Below are 17571 nucleotides of genomic sequence, written 5' to 3'. Positions count from 1 at the left end.
CCTCCCCCGGGCCCCCACCCTCCCCTAAAAAACTCTCAAGGGGGGACTCCCCACCCTTTTCACCTGCGGCGCTTCGCCGCTGGCACCCGTGTTCGCGGAAATTGCCCGGACGTGCCGGCCGGCTTTGCGGCCTGCGTCGCCCGGGCAATTTCCGCGAACACATGGTCCGTCGTCCCGCCGCCCGACGGTCCCAACCGATCCTCCGGCAGCCCCCTTTCGGGGTGGGCCAGGAGGCATTCTTCTTCTTTGACTTTCTTCCCTATTTCCCCAATCCCCGCAGACGCAGCCCCACCAGCCGGATAAAGCCCGTGGCGTCGGCCTGGTTGTAGACCTCGTCCTTCTCGAAGGTGGCGAGCTTGGGGTTGTAGAGGCTGTTGGGCGACTTGCGGCCGAGGGGATAGGCCTGGCCCTTGTAGAGCTTGACGCGCACGGTGCCGGTGACCCGCTGGCTCGCCTCGTCGATCATGGCCTGTAGGGCCTTGCGTTCCGGGGCGTACCAGAAGCCGTTGTAGACCATTTCGGCGTAACGCGGGATGAGGCCGTCGCGCAGGTGCATGACTTCGCGGTCGAGGCAGATGCCTTCCAGGTCGCGCTTGGCGACGTGCAGGATGGTACCGCCCGGGGTTTCGTAGATGCCGCGCGACTTCATGCCGACGAAGCGGTTTTCGACCATGTCGATGCGGCCGATGCCGTGCTTGCCGCCGAGGGTGTTGAGTTTTTTGATCAGCGCCGCCGGCGAGAGCTTTTCGCCGTCGATGGCCACCGGGTCGCCGTGCTCGAAGTCAATGGTGATGACGTCCGGCGTATCCGGGGCCTTCTCCACGGGCACGGTGAGCAGGTAGGTGTCGGCGCTGGGCTCGTTCCAGGGGTCTTCCAGCTCACCGCCCTCGAAGCTCAAGTGCAGCAGGTTGCGGTCCATGCTGTGGTCCGAGCCCTTCTTGTCCGAAGGCACGGGGATGCCGTTTTCCTTGGCGAAATTGATGAGATCCGTGCGCGAGGCGAAGTCCCATTCGCGCCACGGGGCGATGGTGCGCAGGTCCGGGGCGAGCACGCCCGTGGTCAGCTCGAAGCGCACCTGGTCGTTGCCCTTGCCGGTCGCGCCGTGGGCCACGGCCTGCGCGCCCTCGGCCCGGGCGACCTCGACGAGGCGCTTGGCGATCAGTGGCCGGGCGATGGAGGTGCCGAGCAGGTAGCGGCCTTCGTAGATGGCCCCGGCCCGCAGCATGGGGAAGATGAAATCCTTGGCGAACTCCTCGCGCAGATCGTCGATGTAGGCCTTGGCCGCGCCGGTGCGCAGGGCTTTTTCCTCGAGGCCGTCGAGTTCTTCTTCCTGGCCCAGGTCGCAGGTGACGGTGACGACCTCGCAGGCGTAGGTCTTCTTGATCCATTTGAGGATGACCGAGGTGTCGAGGCCTCCGGAGTAGGCCAGCACGACTTTCTTGATGGCGCTCATGGCAGTGTCCTTAGGGGAAATCGGGCTCAGCCCTTGGTGAAAATCCATTCCAGAATGGCCTTCTGGACGTGCAGCCGGTTTTCGGCCTCGTCCCAGACGATGGAGGCCGGGCCTTCCATGACGGCGTCTGTGATCTCTTCGCCGCGGTGGGCGGGCAGGCAGTGCAGCACCTTGGCCCCGGGCGCTGCCACGGCGAGCAGCGCGTCGTTGATCTGGAAGCCGGCGAAGGCCTTGGCCCGCTTCTCCCGCTCGTCCTCCTGGCCCATGGAGGCCCAGACGTCGGTATAGAGGTAATGCGCGCCACGGGCGGCTTCCTTGGGGTCATTGACGACAACGACGTCCGCGCCTTCGCTCCGGGCCCGTTCGACCACGGCGGGCAGGGGCTCGTAGCCCTTGGGCGCGGCCACGACCACGCGGAGGGGGAAACGCGCGGCGGCGTTTATGAGAGAATGGGCGATGTTGTTGCCGTCGCCGACAAACGCCACGGTGAGCCCGTCCAGGCGGCCGGAGTGCTCGCGCATGGTGAGCAGGTCGGCCATGATCTGACAGGGATGGTACTCGTCGGACAGGGCGTTGACCACGGGAATGGAGCCGCTTGCGGCCAGTTCCTCGAGCTTGTGGTGGCCGAAGGTGCGCACGATCAGGGCGTCGGCGTAGCGCGAGAGCACGCGGGCGGTGTCGCGGATGGGTTCGTCTCGGCCGAGCTGGGAATCGTTTTGGGTCATGAAGATGGGCCAGCCGCCGAGATGGCGCACGGCGACCTCGAAGGAGACGCGGGTGCGGGTGGAGGCTTTTTCGAAGACGAGGATGCAGGTTTTGCCATCAAGAAGGTTGGAGCGGTAATCGGCGGCCTTCATGGCGGCGGCCCTGTCGAGCAGGGCTGCGGCCTCGTCGCGGGAAAAATCCAATATGGTCAGGAAATGTTGGGGCATGAGGGCATCCTTGGGTCGCAACTTCCCGGGAATGGAAAAAGAGAATCGATACTCCCATTTGACACTGTTTGTAAAGATGCGAAACCGGCTGGAGTATGCGCTGTCATTGACCGTGTCGCCGAAAAAGCGCTAAAGCTCGTGCCATGGTCCCTTCGTTGCGGCCCGTGCATGCGGCCGCGGGCGAAAGTCAGGCCCCAGAGCCGGGGACACAAGGGGGAGACACGATCATGAAGGCGGCAAAAGCCCTGCTCCTGACGGCGATTTTGGGCGTTGCGGCGGCGCTTGCGGGCTGCACGGTCACGGCCGGTCCGGCGGTCTACTATCCCGCCCCACCGCCGCCCTGTCCGGACGGCTACTACTGGTCGCCGGACTACGGCTGCGTGGCCGTGCCACCGGCCGTGGTCGTGCCGCCGGACGCGGTCTACGCGGCGGTCAACATCGACGGCCTGAGCCTGCGTTCCTGTCCCACGACCAAGTGTGGCATCGTCACTTCACTCAACAAGGGCGAACAGGTACAAGTGCTCTCCCACGAAGGGGCATGGACCCATGTCTGGGCCTTCACCCGGGGCCTGGAAGGCTGGGTGGCCTCGCGCTATCTCGATTGACGCCGCATGCCGCAGGGCGTACGTCGCGGCGGCATCATCAGGGAGGTAACATGCTCATCGTCAAAAGATTCCCGCTTTGCGCCGGGGTAGCGCTTTTCGTGCTGACCCTGGCTTTCGGCCTCGCCGCCGCGCCGGCCCACGCCGGCGACGCGCCGCTGCTTCTCGCCCAGCAAGGCCCCATGGGCATGCAGCCCGGACAGCAGCAGGGCAACCGGCAGCAACAAAACATGCCCCAGGGCGGCCAGGGCGGCAACACCAACAACAGCTGCATGCAGAGCTACCAGCGCTGTGTCATGATGTGCGCCGGAGTGGCCAACTGTATCAACAACTGCAACGTCGGCTACGCCGTGTGCACGAACCCGCAGGGCGCGCGCCCGCGCGGCCAGTAACCCCGCCCTTCCCACCCAAACGACAAGGCCCGGCGAACGCGCGTCCGCCGGGCCTTTGCCTTGCCGAAAAAGAGAACACGACGCCTAGGCGTCGGGCAGGGGCCGGTCCTTGGGCCACTGCGGGGCGACATACGTGCCGGATTTGCCGCCGGCCTTGTAGAGCAGCCGGATCTCGCCGAGGACGATATCCTTCTGCACGGCCTTGCACATGTCGTAGAGGGTCAGGGCGGCGACGGAGGCGGCGGTGAGTGCCTCCATTTCCACGCCGGTCTCGGCCGTGGTCGCGGCCTCGGCCTCGATATGCACCACGCAGGCGTCCGCATCGACGGTGAAACGCACGTCGGCGAAAGCCAGCGGCAGCGGGTGGCACAGGGGGATGAGGTCGGCCGTGCGCTTGGCGGCCATGATGCCGGCGATCTTGGCCGTGGCCAGGGCGTCGCCCTTGGGCAGGGCAGCATCGGAAAGCAGGCGCATGGTCTTTTCGCCAAGGCGCACTTCGCCGCCGGCAATGGCCAGCCGCCGCGTCTTGGACTTCGCCCCCACGTCCACCATGCGGGTGCGGCCTTCGGCGTCGATATGGGTCAGTTCCTCGCTCATGGAGCCCCTACTCGAAATGCGGCACCTTGACCTTGCGGTCGATGCGTTTGGCGGCCGTGGCGTCGGCCTTGGCTTTGTCGACGTCGCCGAGCTTCATGTAGAGCATGGCCCGGTTGCCGTAGGCCTCGGCCATCTTGGCGTCGAGCTCGATGGCCTTGGAGTAGTCGGCCAGGGCCAGCTCGGCCTCGTTTTTCGCGTCGTGGCACATGCCGCGCAGATTGTAGGCGCTGGCCATGTTCTTGACGTCCGTGCCCGCGTCCTTTGCGCCGTCCTCGATCACGCGGGTGAAGATGGCCATGGCCTTGTCCATGTCGCCGGCCCGGGCGGCGGCGATGCCTTCGCGGAAGTCCTCCGCCGGCCCGGCCAGGGCGGCGGAAGCCAGGAACAGGGCGCACAGCGACGCGCACAGCACAATGGGCAGACGTTGCGACATGGGCATCAGTTCCCCATGGCCTCCTTGGCCTTACGGAAAAAATCCTTCACCTTTTTCATGGGCTTTTGCTCGTCGAGCTTCTCGAACTCGCGCAAAAGCTCTTCCTGCTTCTTGGTCAGGTTCTTCGGCGTGACCACCGTCACCTCGACCAGCAGGTCGCCGCTACGGCTCGTTCCGGGCACGGGCAGACCAAGCCCCCGCAAGGAAAAGACCTCGCCGCTTTGCGTGCCCTTGGGAATGTCCATCATCTCGTGGCCGTCGAGGGTCGGCACCTCGATCTTGTGCCCGAGCGCGGCCTGGACGAAGCCGATCTCGGCGCGCAGCACGAGATTCTGGCCCTGGCGCTCGAAGACCTTGTCCGCCTCGACGTGCAGGATGACGTAGAGGTCGCCGGGGGGGCCGCCGTGCAGCCCGGATTCGCCCTCGCCGCGCAGCCGCAGCCGGCTGCCGTCGTCCACGCCCGCGGGCACGCGGACCTTGAGTTCACGCGTCTGGCGCGTCACGCCACGGCCCCGGCATTCGCGGCACGGCGACGTGACCACCTTGCCCTCGCCCCGGCAGATGGGGCAGGTCACGGCGATGCGGAAAAAGCCCTGGTTCTGGACCACCTGGCCGGTGCCCCCGCACTGCTTGCAGGTCTCGGGCGAGGTGCCGGGTTCGGCCCCGGAGCCGCCGCAGACGTGGCACTCGACGTTTCTGGGTATCTTCAGCGTGACTTCCGTGCCCTTGGCCGCGTCGCGGAAGGAGACGGTCAGGTCGTAGCGCAGGTCGTTGCCGGCCTGGGGGCGCGGCCCGCGCGACGAGGCGCCGCGGCCGCCGAAGCCGAAAAACTCGCCGAAGATATCGGAAAAAGCGCTGAAGACGTCGTCGGTGGTGCCGAAGCCGCCAAAGCCGTTGCCCCCCAGACCCTCGTGGCCGAAGCGGTCGTAACGGGCGCGGGTTTCGGCGTTGCGCAACACCTCGTAGGCCTCGGCCGCTTCCTTGAACTTGGATTCGGCCTCGGGATCGTCGGGGTTGCGGTCCGGATGGAACTTGAAAGCCATCTGGCGGTAGGCTTTCTTGATCGTCTCGTCATCGGCGCCGCGTTCGACGCCGAGCACTTCATAGTAATCCCGGGGCATTTTACTTCACTATTCGTTTTCAGGCAGCAGCACGCCCGCTTCCACGATGGGTTCGCTCGGCAGCACTTCGCCGGCGGCGATTTCGCGCAGGGCGGTGACAACTTCCTTGTTTTTGCATTCGACCAGGGGATCGTAGCCTTCGCGGTACTGGTGCACCCGCTTGATGGCCATCTGCACGATCAGAAAGCGGTTGTTGATTTTTTCAAGGCAATCTTCAACGGTAATGCGCGCCATGCGTTTCTCCTTGCGCGTTGTCCGCGCTACGTCGGCAGGCCGGGACGGGTGTGACACCCTGGTAAGTCGTTTTGCCGCCGAGTCAAGGGGGGGGACCCGGTGCCTATCCGGCAGAAAACCTTTCGCCCGCCGCGAAACTCGTTTTGATATCCAGGCCACACCTCGCCGTCAAGGAGAATCCTTTTCCCCTGCGCGACCGCCTCCTGCACGCCGCCCTTGTTTTTTCAATTTCGCACCATGAAGGATACTTGGGTTTCCCTGCCGTTTCGAGAAGCCGCACGCGCCTCTCCTGCATCATCGGCATGCCCCTGGACGGCGTGTTCCTGTGCATATCCCTGCCGCAGCCATCATTCGCTGCACCCTCGGCACCCTGCGCCAGCGCGTCGCCTGTGCCAGGCCGTGGGGCAAGGCCAATGCGACGCGACGCTCGCCGTCGCCGCCACGAACTGGCCCTGTTGGCCACGGCCCTGCAGCGCATGGTGGAAAGCCTCAAGGAAAAAATACGCGATGCGGACAGCATAGCCGGGAAGCGGCCGCCGAGGCGCAAAAGGCGACGGCGGCCCTGGAGTCGGCCGCCAAGGAGAAACGCCGGGCTGAGCAAGGGCGCGAAACGCTCCTTTTCGTGGCGCGGCCGTCCCCTAACCGAGGCCAGGCGAGCGCCCGGGCTCCCCGCCCGTCGCCCCGCGGCCGAGATAGCGCACGGCCAGGATCGTGATGTCGTCGGACTGCGGCGCGTCGCCGGCGTATTCCCGCACCGCGCCAAGGAGCGCCTCCACCACCACCTGCGGCGCGCGGTGGCGCTCGGGCCGGCAGGCCTCGAGCAGGCGCGCGTCGCCGAAAAGCGCCTGCCCGGCGTTCATGGCCTCGGTCACGCCATCGGTGTAGAGCACGAGGGTATCGCCCGGGGCCAGGGTCAGGCTGCCGGTGCGGTAGGGATAGTCCGGCACGCCCCCGAGCACGAGCCCGCCCAGACGCGGCACGTAGGCGGACTCGCCCCGCTCGCGCAGCACCAGGGGCGGATTGTGGCCGGCGTTGGCGTAGCGCACCACGCCCGTGGACAAATCGAGCACGGCGCAAAACGCGGTGACGAAAAGCCCGGTCTCGTTGCCGTCGGCCAGCTTGTCGTTGACCTTGGCCGCCACTTCCGCCGGGCTGCGTTCGGGCCGGGCATAGGCCTTGAAAAGCGTCATGGTCACGGCCATGACCAGGGAGGCAGGCACGCCCTTGCCCGAGACGTCGCCGATGACCAGGAAGATGCGGTCGTCGTCCAGGGCGTAGTAGTCGTAGAAGTCCCCGCCCACTTCCTTGGCCGAATCGAGAACCGCGAACAGCTCCACCTCGGGCCGGTCGGGAAACGGCGGGAACATGCGCGGCACGATGCCCATCTGGATGTCGCGCGCCACGCGTAATTCGCCTTCGATGGCCTCCTTGACGCGCCGCGTTTCGCGGGCCTCGACCTCGGCGCGCACGATCAGCACGAAAATCGCCATACCGATGGCATTTGAGACGAGCATGGGCACGGCGGCGGAACGCACGATGACAAGCGCGGTCTCGTAGGGCTGGCCGAAGACCAGGCCCGTTATCATGTGGAAGGCCTCGATCACGAGCGCCAGGGACGCGGCCTGGCCCGTGGTCGGGAGCCGGCCGCCGAGGCGCTTGTGGACGAAGCCGCCGACCAGCCCGGCCACGACGGTCGAAAGCGTGCAGCCGTAGCAGGTGGGGCCGCCCAGGGTGAAGCGGTGTGCGCCGCCGATGAGCCCGGCCCCGAAGCCGGCCCAGGGCCCGGCCAGAAGCCCGGCCAGGGCCGGCCCGAGGTCGCGGATGTTGATGTAGGACCCCATGATAGGGATGCCGGAAAGGGTGCCGTAAACGGAAAAAAGCCCGAAGGCCGCGATGATGACGGCCTTGTCCCGCAGCGTCGGCCGGCCGTCGAGGATGTCGGCGAAGGCCTTGGTCCTGGCGAGCACGAAGGCCAGGACCATGATCACGCTCACGCTCTGGAGCAGACTGACCAGGACGGACAGGTCATCCCGCATGACGACGCCCCCTCAATACGCCAGTTTCCCAAGGGACTTGAGAATGAGCGTCGCCCCCATGGCGAACATGCCCATGAGCCCCATGCCGCAGGAAAAGCCGGCCAAAAGCACCGGCGCGTACTGCCGCCACTTCTTGCCGTAGCGTTTGAGGAAATAATAGCGCCCCAAAAGCGCGCCCACGACTTCGAGGATGAGGCCGTGGGGCACGCTTTGCCCCAGGCCCCGCACGATGCCGTAGACGAGAAGCACGGGCAGGCCGAAGATCATGAGCAGGAAATAGGCGACTAGCCCGAGACCCAGGCCCGCCGTGACGTACCAGCCGTTCAGGGCCTGGAAGAAGAGCGAATTGCCCTCCAGGGTCGAGGTCTGCATGAGCAGGGTGTTTAGGGCCTGCAAATGCCAGAGTTCCTGGGCGTAGGGGTAGCTGGCCGAGGGGATGGGCGCGAGCTGCCAGATGAACTGGGAAAAGAGCAGGCTTGCGGTCATGACCACGGGAAAGACCACGATCTCGGCCTTGATGATGCCGCGCAGGCTCGTGCCGGTCAGCTCGATTTCGCGGAAATCCACGGTCGCCTTGCCGTAGTTGTGGATGGGGATGGGCGCGTACCAGATCTCGATGCCCTGGTAGCCGAAGAATTTCGCCCCGGCGATGAAGCTCGCCTCGCGCACCAGGGGCAGGCTCACGAACTGGCCGGCGATGCCCTCCATGCGCGCGGTGATGTACGAAATGACCGGCGTGTAGACGAAGCCGTAAAGCACGAAGAACATCCAGGGAAACTGCGGCACGAGAAACAGGCACATGCCGATGTAGGCCAGGGTCGAAAAGACGTAGATGGCCACGGAAACCCAGAAGTTGATGTCGCCGCGCGCCTTGTTCGTGTCGAAAAGCGCCTTGTAGGCCGCGCCGCCGACGCCGCCCTTGCGTAGCGACTTGGTCACCTGCCACACGCCGATGACGCCGATGGCGAGCCCCAGGCCGATGCCGAAGGACATGTAGAAGTCGAAGTTGTTGGCGAACACCGTCTCCACCGTGCCCATGCCCTGCCTCCAGCGGTGCAGGATGCCGTGGTGGAAAAGGATCGGATTGGCGACGAAGGTGATGGCAAGGCCGACCAGGCCGCCGATGACGGCCCAAAAGGGCAGCACCATGCCGGTGAAGACCAGGCCCAGGTCGAGCTGGATGCCCGTGGCCACGGCCGGCAGCCAGCCTTCGGTGTTGCGGGTGAAATCGGCCCAGGGGATGGGGATCAGGCGCACGGGTTCGGTGAAGACCAGGCCCGAGACCACGGGAAAGAGCACATAGACCGCGCCGAAGACCAGCCCGATCATGCCGCCTATGGAAAAGACGCGCCATTTCCACCCGGTCTTGCGGTCCTCCGTGGATTCGGCCAGGGCCATGGTGCCGAGCGCGCCGACAGGGGCCATGGGAAAAGGCAGCTTCTCCACGTCGGAGGTGATGCGGTAGAGCGCATAGCCAAGGCCAAAGTGGTCGATGCGCTGCACGATCTGGGAGCCGACGAGGAGCAGGATGGGGACGAGCCAGTCGCGGTGAAAAAACGTGCGCGCGACCAGGGACTCGGAATCCGGCCCCGGCGCGACCCAGGTCGGGATGAGGTCGGTTAAGCCCAGCATCTTGGCCGCGTCGGACTGCACGAGGTACTGGTTCCAGAGCAGCCCGTGGAACGGCGAGGCCATGGCCGCGCCGGCCATGTAATAAAGCAGAAAGATTTCCTGCTGCTTGAGTTCGGTATAGGCGCGTTTGGCGATCTCGGCGAACAGGATGATGGTGACCCAGCGCGCGGCCGGGCCGATGCCGGTGCCGATGACCAGTTGCAGGTACATGCTGCCCGGCATCATGAGGAAGCCGATGAAGACCGCGCCGACGATGGTCTTCCAGTCGAAGCCCTCCTCGAAATGTTTCGGCGCGGGGAGCAGGTCCCGGTATTCGGCAAGTTCCTTGTCGTCGTACATCGGCAAGTCCTAGTTCGGCAAAACGAGGTAGCTCTGCCCCGTCCACAGCCCGATCACCGCAAAGATTCCGCCCATGAGGAAATCACCCAGTATCAAGCCGATAAAAAGCAGCCGCACCCGCTTGAGCAGGACGATGCCGCCGTAGCGCAAGGTCAGATGGTTGCACAGCCAGCCGAGGAAAAAGGAAAACCACAGGATGCGCATGGCCGAGGAATACATGGTCAAATAGCCGAGGGGATGGATCGGCCACCAGTAGAAGCGCTGGTAGGCGACCACCAGGGCGAACATGACCGCCGCGCCAAGGAGCGTGAAGCCGATCACGGTGTTGTTGGGGCCGGCCGGGGCCTCGAGCAGGCGCTGCACGTTTTCGTAGACCGTGGTCACGGTCTGCGTCTCCCAGTCCACCTGCAAGTCGCGCAGGCCGTACTTGTGGCAAACGGCCAGCACGGCGGCGAAGGACACGCACACGGCCAGGGCCAGGGCGACGACGATGCCGGCCAGGTACAACGCCTTGGGCCGCCTGCCCTCCCCCACCTTGGCGGCGTGGAAAAGCGACGGCAGAAGCGATTCCCGTAAATCCACGAAAAGCATCTTCTGCATGACCGCGGCCATGAGCAGCGCCATGCGGCTGAAAAGCCCCGTGCCGAAAAACGCGAGCAGGCCGTCGGTCGGCGCGGCGGTCAGCGTGAAATAGGCGATGCCACCCTGGCAGATGATGCGGCTGGCCACGAGCATGACCATGAAAAACGCGCCGAGCAGCAGTATCGCCTGGAAAAGCGGCATGCCGAACGCCACGCTCCAGGCCACGAGCGCCCCGCCGCCAAGGAGCAGGCACCACAGCGAGGCCGACGCGCCCACCCACTCGGCCTCGTCCGGGCCGCGGAAGCGAAAGCGCAGGGCGTCGCGCGCCGTGGCCAGCAGATGATGGCGGGCGAGCCACAGGATGAAGAGAAAAAAGACGCCGTAGGCACCGATCATCTGCGTTTCCTCGGGCAGGGCCAGGGTCGGGCCGAAGGTGACGCCGAGCGCCGAGGCCGGCACCTGCTGGCCCAGGATGTCGAGGACGCCGTAGAAAAAGCCGCCGAGCAGAAAAAACACCCAGAAACTCAGGGAAATCTGGCGCGCGGTGAGGAAGGCGAAGCCGATAAACGCCGGGTAGAAGTAGATCTTGAGCTTGGTGAAGCCGGAAAAAAGCCCGGTCTTTGGGAAATACGGACCGGCGAGGATGAGCGTCGGGAGCTGCGGCACGGACGGGTCGTAAAAGCCGATGCCGTTGATCGTATGCAGGCAAATGCTGATGAGCGCCCCGCAGAGCAGGAAGCGGTCGGTGAAAAACCCGGCCAGTCCGCCGGCGTCCATGGCCCCGGTCATGGCCTCGGGCAGGCGCAGCAGGGGAAAGTTCATGCGTTCGTTGGACACCCACTGCCTGGCGAAGAGGTTCGTGAGCGAGAGCATCACGAAAAAGCACAGGCCCACGAACACGCCCCAGGCGGCGAGTGGCCCGGCCCAGGCCTTCCAGGGAATGGCCGCGAGCACCTGGCCCCAGGACATGGTATAGCCGCCGGAAAGGCCGTTGTAGAGCGTCTCCACGGCGGCGGCGTCGCCGGGGTACCAGCCCATGGGCAAAAGCGGCCCCAGGATGTGGTTCCACTGGTTGCCTTCGCTGGCGAAATGCTGCGGCGCGGTGAGGTTTATAAAAAAGGTGCGCGCAAGCCCGGTGTGCGCCACGCCGGAAACCACGACCATGAGCATCCAGCAGACCATGAGGTCGGTGCCGGTAAGCACCGCCCGGCCGCGCACGAGCCGCCCGATGCCCGCGGCCAAAAGCGTGAGCAGGGCCAGGATGCAAAAGGGCGCCAGGGGGAAATGCCCGCCGCCGAGCGGCGTGGCCCCGTAGTAAAGGTTATTCAGCGGCGTGACGGCGCAGACCGCAAGCCCGAGCACGAGCCCCAGCAGCACGGCGCGTTTGCGGATGCCGCCCGGAGCCGTCATGCCGCCCCCCCGGCCGGGGCGTCGCCGCCCTCCCCACCGCCACCGCGCATGCGGGCGCTGAAATCGTTTACCACCTTGTCCTCGTACGCCACGCGCACGGCCTCCTCCAGGGAGCGCCAGACGAGCAGCTGCTTGCGCAGGTCGTTGACGAAGCCCTTGTTGAGCCGCTTCCACATGCCGGCCTCGCCGGCCCGTCGCGACAGTTCCACCTCGATTTCCATATAGCCGGGCGTGTCCTGCGACGGAATGAAGCTGATGGCGATGGCCTGCTTGATGCCGAAATCGAAGGGGGCCAGCCAGACCGTCGCGGAAATGCGCATGCAGGCCCGCAGGTCGCAAAATTCCGGGAACCGCTCCTTGGGGTGCGGTTCGGCCCCGGGCAGATCCCAGGGGCACTCGAAGGCGTAATCCACGTCGCCCGTGGCGAAAAGGCCATGGGAGATGTCCTGGTGGGTGCCGTAGTAGTCGAAAAGGAAGCCGCCGGCGCATTCCTGCTCGCGCACACGCACGAGAAACGGCAGGCGGGTGCGTATCGCGCCGGCCACGGGCTCGGGCATGCTCCAGGAGCGGTTGACATCCGGGATGGCGATCTTGCCGGCCATGCGCGAGGGGTAGATGACGGACAGGAGCACCACGGCGATGACGAGCCCCATGGCCGCGACACCGGCCATGGAGGAGTAGTTGGCGGTCATGCCGGCCCACAGCGGCGTGCCGGAGAGAAGCCCTGCCGCGACCTGGGCGAGCAGATAGCCGAGCACCACGCTGATGACGGCAAAGGCCAGCGCCTCGGCGATGAAAAGGAAGGAGACGTGGGACGGGGCCAGGCCCACGGCGGTGTAGACCCCGATCTCGCGTTTGCGCTCGAACACCGCGCCGATCATGGTGTTGAGCACGATGAGCACGGAAATGACCAGGGGCACGAGGATGTTGGGCACCCCGGCGTAGCCCAGGGCGTCGCCGGCATGGTAGACGAAGACGCCGTCTTCCTGGCCGGAAAAGACCGCCAGGCCGAAGCGGTCGGCCAGACGCGCCGCAAGCTCCCCGCCGCCGCCCATCGCGGCCTTGCCCATGACCAGGGCGTCGGCGGGCGGGGCCACGACGATGGACTTGAGCTGCCCGCCAAGGCCCATGAGCGTGTCGTAGGGCACGACCACGGTCAGGTCGTCGTCAAGGTGCTGGTAGCGGGCCTGCATGGTCTTGACGTCCTCGCCGGACTCCACGGCCTCTTTTTCGGCCTCGGACGTCTCGGCCGCGGCCTCGCTCGGATAGACCACCGGGGTGACGGATTCGCCGTCGAGGTCCACGCGCTCGTCCAGGGCGTTCTTGCGCAGGATGCCGGCCACGGTGAAGGGCCGGCCGAAAAGCGTGACCGTGCCGCCAGGGGCGACGCCCAGGCGCTCGGCCATGGGCGCAGGCAGAAGCACGGCGTCGCGGTCGTCGGGCGAGAACCAGCGCCCGGCGACAAGCAGGCCGCGCATGCGCCCGATATCCGCTTCCTGGTCGGAGAGCCCGAGAAAGCTCTGCACGGTTTCGCTGCGCGCGCCCGCGCGGATGACCGTGGACGGGGTCAGGGTCTTTTCCGGCAACTCCAGCCAGGAAAGCGGCGCGACCACCAAGCCCCGGGCATAGGCGTCGCGCACCACGGACAGGGCCTCGGGCGGCAGCGAACGCCAGCCGGCGTTTTTGAGCAGCACGCCCCGGTAGGGCGCGGCGTCGGCGAAGCGCGAGGCCCCCTCGTCGCGGGTGGACTTGACGCTCGTGAAGCTCATGATGGTGAAGGTGAGGATGACGAGGGTGAGGCAGGTCAGCGCCGTGCGCACCTTGCGCCGGCGCAGGTTGCTCACGCCAATGACGAAGGCCGCGGCGAACGCGCGCATGCCGCCGATGTCCGAGGACTTGGCATGGGAGGCGCGGCGCTGGAGCGCGGTCATCTCGCGCTCGAAGCGCAAAAAGATGATGAGCGCCACCATGACCGAAAGCCCGAGGATGAAAAAGGCCAATATGACCACAAGCGGGCTGTAGGTCAGCTGGAAGGCCGGGTGGACCTGGTAGACCACGGCGATGACCGCGGCGAGGACCGCGAGAAAGGCGACGATGCGCTTGTGGATGTCGGCGAAGTTGAAGACCACGCGCTCGACGCAGTAGGCAAAGGGAATGAAGAGCGCGATGTAGAACAGCACGCCGAGCAACACGTCGCGCTGGGTCTTTTCCACGTCGTTGTAGACGCGCACGGCCAGCGCCCAGCTGGAGCGGGCGGCGGCGATCATGGCGTCGAAGCGCTTGGCCCCGGCGTCGGCCAGGGCCTTGGCGTAGAGGTCGCGGCCCCGCTTTTCCAGGTCGCGGATGCGTTCGCTCACGATGCCGTGGTTTTCGAGGTTCTGCACGCGCGGCCCCACGAGCTCCCACATGTCCCTGGCCCCGAGCAGCTCGGTCACGGGCAGGATGGGCCAGGCGTCCACGAGGTAGCCCGTGCCCGTGGGGTGTTCGGGGCTGGAATTGAGCAGGATGAGCTTTCGCGCGAGCACGGTGTCGGAGAGGATGCACTTGTAGGGTGTGCCGGGCTCGAGAAAGATCGAAAGCAGCGTGGAATCGAGGGTGTCCAGGCGGCTGAACCAGGAACGCAGCGGCGGGGCCTCGCGCCGGGCGTCGAGGAGCTCGATGCGCGTGAAATAACGGAATGTGCGCGGGTCGAAGGCGGCAAAAAGCGTGCTCTGCCGGCAACCGAACATGACGAGATCGGTTTCCATGGCGTTGCGGTTCATCTTGACCCGGTAGGCCTCCTTGCCGGTCTGCTTCTTGTCCACGGCCCACACGGCCTCGCCGGTGTCCGGGTCGAAGCGGAAGCCTTCGATGACGGCCTTGTCCAGGACGTATTTCTTGTTGGCCAGACCAGTTACCCGAAAGATGCCCTTGGCGTCGGTCACGGCGTAGAAGCGTGTCTTGCCCTGGTAGACGCAAAGGACCGTGCCGGGCGCGGGCCGCTCGGGGAAAAGCTCGCCCTGGCGGATGAAATTGACGCGGCCGGTCAGGGTGGAAAAGACGTTGCGCGGCCGTTTTTCGCCCACTTCGAAGTCCGGAGCGGCCATGGCCGCGATGACGTCCGTGACGAAGCGGGACTGGCGGGTGAGCGCGGCGAAATCGACGGACGCGGGCACGTCCCCGGGCGTGCCCCAGGTCAGGCGCGCGTCGGCCACGGTCGCGAGCGTGACGCCGAGTACGCCGGCGATGTTGCCGATCTCGCCGCCGAGCCTGGGTCGATCCGGCAGCAGGCCCTGCCAGGGGCGGCTGCGGTCGTCGCGCATGCCGTCCTGGTAGTAGTCCGCGGGCAGGCCCTGGCTTCGGATCGCGGCCTGGGCCGCGGCGGCCAGGGAGCGGTTGATGCGGCCGTAGGCCTGGACCGGGTTGACGTCGGGCTTGACGTCGAAGGTAAATCCCCGGGCGAACGCGCCCACGCCTTGGCCGTGGCTGGAAAGGTAGAGCGACGCCTGGGCGACGATATCCCGCTCGCCCACGCGCTTGCGCAGGTCGCGGGCGCTTTCCACGCAGCGCCGCTCGATTTCGGCGGAAGCCTGCGCGCGCGTGAGCCGCTCCCGGGCCTCGGGCACGAGGGCCAGGAGCGCGGTGGCCTCGTCCGGCTTGGCCAAAGTGAAATCCTCGCGCCACATGAGCCGGCGCAGAAGCGCCCGGCGCTCGGCCAAAGCGTCGATGGCCGGCTGGTCCTTCGCGCCCGGGGCCAGGCGCAACTCCATCAGGCGCGTGGTGACGGCGTCCACCGCGTCCTTGAGGGTCTCGGTCATGGCCCGGCGCACGTCGGGCCGGGCGAGCAGCGCCGGGGCGGCGACCTCCCCGCCCTCTTCCAGCTTCGCCAGCCCCTCCAGGACCTCGTCGATGGCGCGGACGTCGTCGCGGGCCTGACGGGAGCGGGCGCGCAGGTCTTTGCCCTTGTCGCGCAGGGCGGCGTAGAATTCGCGCAGGCCGGCCAGGGACTGGGCATGGCCGGAGGCGGCAAGGAGCAGCGTCGGCCGGGCCGGGGGATGCGCGGCGAATTCGCGGCCAAGGCGCAGCAGCGCGGCCACGGAGGCGGCCTCGTCCGCGCCGGGCGCGTCGCCCGGGGCAAAGGCCGCGGCGTCGAAGGGGGCTTCGACCACGAGCAGTTCGCCGGTCCGGTCGGGATCGGTTCCCGGGAAAAGGAGGTAGACGTCGGCGGCCACGGCCGGCTTCCAGGCCGCCCTGGCGGTGACCGTGGCCACGGGGCCGGCCGGGTCGCCGGAAAGCGCGGCGTAGTCGCCGAAAAGCTCCCGCGCCGCGCCCGCCGAGAGCAGGAAGCGGGGAAAGCGCACAGGCGTGAGCTCGAACTTGTCCCGGAACAGCCCGGCGTCGGCCGCCCCGCCCGAGGCTTCGTCGTCCACATAGACGAGGGCCTTGGCCCCGAGCTGGGCCGCGGCCTGCCAGCCCCGCCCCGAGCGCAGGTCCATGAGCACGATGGCCCCGTCCGGGGATTTGCCGTTGAAGTCGCCGTACTCCCCTGCCCCGGCCCAGACCACGGGGCCGGAAAGCCCCGCCGGCGGCACGGCCCCGGGGGTGAGCGCATTGAGCGCCAATGGCGAAAGGGCGGCCTTGCCGCCGCCGGCCACGGCAAGGGTCGCCGGGGCGTGGTCCATGACCGGGGCCACGTAGTCGAGCCGGCCGACTTCGCCCGCGCCAAGGCCCTTGAAAAACACATCCACGGCCTCGGCGGCGACGTCGCAGCCGGCACTCCCCGTCACCCGCGAGCCAAGCCCGGCCAAGCCGTCGATGACCGCCCGCTCAAGCCCCCCCTCGGCATCGGGGGCGGCGGCCCAGGAGGCGGCCAGGGCGGCCGCGCGAGGATCGGCGGCGTCCTTTTTCGGCCGCTTGGCCAGGGCGCCGGCCGGCAACAGGGCCAGACAGGCGGCCAGGAGCGCGCATAGCGCCGCGCGAAACGCGACGGCCCGCGACAAGGCGGCGGGAAACGGCAGTCGGCGCGCCATCCGGCCTCAGTCCTCCCTGGTCCCGATGGTGCCGACGGAGATGTTCAGCTGGTCGCGCTCCTCGATCTTGTCGATGCGGCCGTCGCGAATCCAGACCACGCGGTCGGAGACGTTAAGCATCTTGTAGTCGTGGGTTGCGGAGATGACCGTGACGCCGCGTTCGCTGCTTAAGTGCTTGAGCAGCGCGATGATTTCCTCGCCCGTGGTCAGGTCGAGGTTGCCGGTGGGCTCGTCGGCCAGGATGATGGCCGGGGTGTTGGCCAGGGAACGGGCGATGGCCACGCGCTGCTGCTGGCCGCCGGAGAGTTCCTGCGGCTTGTGGGCGTGGCGCTCGCGCAGGCCGACGAGGCCCAGAAGCTCCAGGCCCTTTTCCGTGGCCTCGTCCTGGGGCGTGCCGGCAAAGGTCATGGGCAGGGTGACGTTTTCAAGCGCCGTCATGACCTGGATCAGGTTGAAGGTCTGGAAGATGTAGCCGATCTTGCGGTTGCGCAGCCACGCGAGCTCGTAGGCGTCGAGCTGGGCGATGTCCACCTCGTCGATGAACACCTTGCCGGAACTGGGCTTGTCGAGCCCGCCGATCATGTTGAAAAGCGTGGACTTGCCCGAGCCGGAAGGCCCCATGATGGACAGGTATTCGCCGGCCTTGATGGTCAGGTCCACTCCGCGCAGGGCCGTGACCACCTGCGTTCCCATGGTGAAGGTCTTGGCCACCCCGGCCACCCGGACGATATTGTGCGCCTCGGCCATCTGCCGCGCTCCCCCTTCCCGTCTCGACGCGTTTTTTTCGGTCAGCCCCGGC

13 protein-coding genes are annotated in these 17571 nt (G+C 66.9%); 2 read left to right on the top strand and 11 right to left on the bottom strand.

The window, feature by feature from the left end; all coding sequences use genetic code 11:
• Positions 1-259: 259 nt before the first annotated feature.
• Positions 260-1453 (bottom strand): argininosuccinate synthase, encoded by a 1194-nt coding sequence (locus tag Q368_RS0115240; protein WP_029459920.1) that lies wholly within the window; start codon positions 1451-1453, stop codon positions 260-262.
• A gap of 26 nt (positions 1454-1479) precedes the next feature.
• Positions 1480-2385, bottom strand: coding sequence for an ornithine carbamoyltransferase (gene argF, locus Q368_RS0115235; RefSeq protein ID WP_029459919.1), 906 nt, complete (start codon positions 2383-2385; stop codon positions 1480-1482).
• Between the two features lie 227 nt (positions 2386-2612).
• On the opposite strand from argF, the gene Q368_RS0115230 reads away from it, so the two are divergent.
• Complete coding sequence (locus tag Q368_RS0115230) at positions 2613-2990, top strand: SH3 domain-containing protein (protein ID WP_029459918.1); 378 nt, start codon at positions 2613-2615, stop codon at positions 2988-2990.
• A gap of 50 nt (positions 2991-3040) precedes the next feature.
• Positions 3041-3379, top strand: a complete 339-nt coding sequence (locus tag Q368_RS23975) for a hypothetical protein (protein WP_029459917.1) — start codon at positions 3041-3043, stop codon at positions 3377-3379.
• Between the two features lie 84 nt (positions 3380-3463).
• Here Q368_RS23975 and moaC read toward each other — a convergent pair whose 3' ends face one another.
• From moaC to Q368_RS0115180, 9 genes are all read right to left on the bottom strand, one after another.
• The gene (gene moaC / locus Q368_RS0115220; RefSeq protein WP_029459916.1) at positions 3464-3976 is read right to left on the bottom strand and encodes a cyclic pyranopterin monophosphate synthase MoaC; all 513 of its coding nucleotides are present in this window, start codon (positions 3974-3976) and stop codon (positions 3464-3466) included.
• 7 nt (positions 3977-3983) lie between these two features.
• Positions 3984-4409 (bottom strand): tetratricopeptide repeat protein, encoded by a 426-nt coding sequence (locus tag Q368_RS0115215; RefSeq protein WP_029459915.1) that lies wholly within the window; start codon positions 4407-4409, stop codon positions 3984-3986.
• Positions 4410-4414: 5 nt separating this feature from the next.
• Positions 4415-5530: a molecular chaperone DnaJ gene (gene dnaJ / locus Q368_RS0115210; protein ID WP_029459914.1), complete on the bottom strand. Its 1116-nt coding sequence runs from the start codon at positions 5528-5530 to the stop codon at positions 4415-4417.
• 9 nt (positions 5531-5539) lie between these two features.
• Complete coding sequence (rpoZ, locus tag Q368_RS0115205; protein ID WP_029459913.1) at positions 5540-5764, bottom strand: DNA-directed RNA polymerase subunit omega; 225 nt, start codon at positions 5762-5764, stop codon at positions 5540-5542.
• 638 nt (positions 5765-6402) lie between these two features.
• The gene (locus Q368_RS0115200; RefSeq protein ID WP_043786107.1) at positions 6403-7800 is read right to left on the bottom strand and encodes a PP2C family protein-serine/threonine phosphatase; all 1398 of its coding nucleotides are present in this window, start codon (positions 7798-7800) and stop codon (positions 6403-6405) included.
• Between the two features lie 12 nt (positions 7801-7812).
• The gene (locus Q368_RS0115195) at positions 7813-9771 is read right to left on the bottom strand and encodes an OPT family oligopeptide transporter (protein ID WP_029459911.1); all 1959 of its coding nucleotides are present in this window, start codon (positions 9769-9771) and stop codon (positions 7813-7815) included.
• A 9-nt stretch (positions 9772-9780) separates the two neighbouring features.
• Positions 9781-11763, bottom strand: coding sequence for a DUF6785 family protein (locus Q368_RS0115190; RefSeq protein ID WP_029459910.1), 1983 nt, complete (start codon positions 11761-11763; stop codon positions 9781-9783).
• Entirely contained in the window at positions 11760-16772 is a 5013-nt protein-coding gene (locus Q368_RS0115185; RefSeq protein ID WP_029459909.1) for an FtsX-like permease family protein, read from the bottom strand. Before Q368_RS0115185 ends, Q368_RS0115190 begins: the two co-directional genes overlap by 4 nt.
• Before the next feature lie 6 nt (positions 16773-16778).
• Positions 16779-17519, bottom strand: coding sequence for an ABC transporter ATP-binding protein (locus tag Q368_RS0115180; protein ID WP_029459908.1), 741 nt, complete (start codon positions 17517-17519; stop codon positions 16779-16781).
• Between the last annotated feature and the right edge of the window lie 52 nt (positions 17520-17571).

It is taken from the genome of Solidesulfovibrio alcoholivorans DSM 5433 (genome assembly GCF_000702665.1).
GTDB lineage: Bacteria > Desulfobacterota > Desulfovibrionia > Desulfovibrionales > Desulfovibrionaceae > Solidesulfovibrio > Solidesulfovibrio alcoholivorans.
Note: the sequence above shows the minus strand (reverse complement) of the source record. Positions and strands in the feature narration are given on the sequence as shown.

What these genes read in the sequence shown, in the direction of transcription:
- Q368_RS0115195 (WP_029459911.1), bottom strand. Translation starts at nt 9,771, where the DNA reads ATGTACGACGACAAGGAACTTGCCGAATACCGGGACCTGCTCCCCGCG.
- Q368_RS0115200 (WP_043786107.1), bottom strand. Translation starts at nt 7,800, where the DNA reads ATGCGGGATGACCTGTCCGTCCTGGTCAGTCTGCTCCAGAGCGTGAGC.
- dnaJ (WP_029459914.1), bottom strand. Translation starts at nt 5,530, where the DNA reads ATGCCCCGGGATTACTATGAAGTGCTCGGCGTCGAACGCGGCGCCGAT.
- Q368_RS0115240 (WP_029459920.1), bottom strand. Translation starts at nt 1,453, where the DNA reads ATGAGCGCCATCAAGAAAGTCGTGCTGGCCTACTCCGGAGGCCTCGAC.
- Q368_RS23975 (WP_029459917.1), top strand. Translation starts at nt 3,041, where the DNA reads ATGCTCATCGTCAAAAGATTCCCGCTTTGCGCCGGGGTAGCGCTTTTC.
- Q368_RS0115185 (WP_029459909.1), bottom strand. Translation starts at nt 16,772, where the DNA reads ATGGCGCGCCGACTGCCGTTTCCCGCCGCCTTGTCGCGGGCCGTCGCG.
- Q368_RS0115230 (WP_029459918.1), top strand. Translation starts at nt 2,613, where the DNA reads ATGAAGGCGGCAAAAGCCCTGCTCCTGACGGCGATTTTGGGCGTTGCG.
- Q368_RS0115190 (WP_029459910.1), bottom strand. Translation starts at nt 11,763, where the DNA reads ATGACGGCTCCGGGCGGCATCCGCAAACGCGCCGTGCTGCTGGGGCTC.
- argF (WP_029459919.1), bottom strand. Translation starts at nt 2,385, where the DNA reads ATGCCCCAACATTTCCTGACCATATTGGATTTTTCCCGCGACGAGGCC.
- moaC (WP_029459916.1), bottom strand. Translation starts at nt 3,976, where the DNA reads ATGAGCGAGGAACTGACCCATATCGACGCCGAAGGCCGCACCCGCATG.
- rpoZ (WP_029459913.1), bottom strand. Translation starts at nt 5,764, where the DNA reads ATGGCGCGCATTACCGTTGAAGATTGCCTTGAAAAAATCAACAACCGC.
- Q368_RS0115215 (WP_029459915.1), bottom strand. Translation starts at nt 4,409, where the DNA reads ATGTCGCAACGTCTGCCCATTGTGCTGTGCGCGTCGCTGTGCGCCCTG.
- Q368_RS0115180 (WP_029459908.1), bottom strand. Translation starts at nt 17,519, where the DNA reads ATGGCCGAGGCGCACAATATCGTCCGGGTGGCCGGGGTGGCCAAGACC.